General features: G+C 59.8%; 2 protein-coding genes and 1 tRNA gene. All 3 read left to right on the plus strand.

The features are described from left to right. The first annotated feature begins 541 nt into the window (after nucleotides 1-541). Nucleotides 542-615: transfer RNA gene (locus JJE47_10895), tRNA-Ile, on the plus strand. A gap of 134 nt (nucleotides 616-749) precedes the next feature. Then, nucleotides 750-1,514: a hypothetical protein gene (locus tag JJE47_10900; protein MBK5267928.1), complete on the plus strand. Its 765-nt coding sequence runs from the start codon at nucleotides 750-752 to the stop codon at nucleotides 1,512-1,514. Between the two features lie 144 nt (nucleotides 1,515-1,658). Further along, nucleotides 1,659-1,837 (plus strand): MBL fold metallo-hydrolase (locus tag JJE47_10905; protein ID MBK5267929.1); only part of this gene is annotated, 179 nt, incomplete at its 3' end.

Consider the following 1,837-nt stretch of genomic DNA (forward strand, 5'->3'; position numbering starts at 1 on the left):
CACCAGCAATGTATGTCTCCATTCCTGAACAATACGATCCGGGTGTGACAAAAAATGAACGGGTCCGACCGGAATCTTCAGGCGATTTCGATGGTCAGGACATAAGCCGGGACCCGCTCGGCAATGGGTTCGCCGGTGCAGGTATGGGGAGCGATCCCCCCTACCCATCGCCGTTTGGCGATGGGTCCCTTCCCCCCGGTCGTTCGCTGCGCTCACTGGGGGACCGACAACGAACGGTCGTCCACCGAGATGCCGCACTGCCGGGCCCCCGTTCTGCCCTGGGTGGCCGATCGCCTATCATTTCGTTACTCGGTGAGTGTTGTTTCACGGGCCCGTAGCTGCGAACCGTGTTCGGTTGGTTAGAGCACGGGACTCGTAATCCCTTGGTCGCAGGTTCGACGGCGTCTCGTTGAGCGAGCGGAAGTCCCGGTGGCTGTTCTGGTGGAGCGATGTCTCGACGAGATGCCGCACTGCCGGGTCCCCGCTCCTACCCGGGTGGTCGATCGCCTATCATCTCGTTGCTCGGTGAGTGTTGTTTTCCGGGCCCGTAGCTCAGTTGGTTAGAGCAGGGGACTCATAATCCCTTGGTCGCAGGTTCGAGTCCTGCCGGGCCCACGCTGTGCCCCTTCGGGCAGGGGAGCTGGTACGTGGCCCTTGGCCGTAGGCTAGGCACCTAGCGACTCGTCGTTTTCCTCCGCGTCGTTTGCTGGCTGCGTATGCTTGGCTGATCGAAGTGGAGGGGGCAGAGCGTGAGATTCGTATCGGGTTCACAGCGTGGCGATGCGGTGGCGATCGGAATCACCGGTTCGTTGCTGATACTGGCGAGCTTCATGGTGTGGGTGCAGGTACCGGTGGTTCGAATGCGTGGCGTTCAGGCGGACGGTTCGATTACCGCGGTCATGGGCATCCTCGTCGTGCTCATTGCGATAGCTGCTTTTCGGGACCCGACGAGGATCCTGCAGTGGGTGGTGTTGGTCGCCTTTTCGATCGCCACCTACGTATCGTTTGCTTTCTTTATAACGTGGTCGGTCGACGGTCTGGGGCTGGATGACATTGGGCCGGGGATTCCGCTTGCCATGCTGGTTTCGTTAGTCGGCATCGCCCTGGCCATCATGTGGATCCGGGTGAAACCCGCGGGGGTCTCCACCTATATCGGCGGGTCGATCGACACGATGGCCACGGTGCCCAGACACTACGGGTGGACGGTCGCATCCGTGGCTGTGCTTGGTTTGGTCGTGGCCTGGCGAGTCTTCTCGGCCGTGGTTGGCAACGCCCCGATCGGTGGCTACGGAGACTTTTCCGATACGGCCTACGGAGACGTTGATTGGGATCGGGTTGCCGTTCTGGTCGTCGAATGTGCTTACGATCAGGGTCTCCCCGTCAGCGTACGGTTCGAAGGTTCTGGTGTGTCATTCGCGGAAGTTCCGATGGAACATGGCGCTTCAGCTGTCAGAACCGTCGATCGCTGTGAGGCAGGGTTGAACCTTCCCGAGTTTGACGGTGACGGCGGCTGAATCGTTTGTACGCTTGGCCCGTATAGAACTCGAAAACGTTTTGACGCCGTTTGACAAGGCGAGCCGTGGTGGCGAGATTGTGTACTTGAGCCTCGCAATTCGACTCTTCGGGTGCTGTGGGCTTTCGCCCGACAGGACGGTCTTATGCTCGAGCTAGACGAACTCCATCTGGTTGTTGTCACTGACAATGAGACCGACGCGTTGTCGAGCATCGACAACGACGTGCAGGCCAATGAGCGGGTGGCGCTGCTTGACCGGCTTGAACCGTCGTTTGTGATTGACGGGAAAGACCACATCTCGGTTCTGGATCACATGTGTTGTGC

The sequence above is a fragment of the Acidimicrobiia bacterium genome (genome assembly GCA_016650365.1).
In the GTDB taxonomy this organism is placed as follows: domain Bacteria; phylum Actinomycetota; class Acidimicrobiia; order Spongiisociales; family JAENVV01; genus JAENVV01.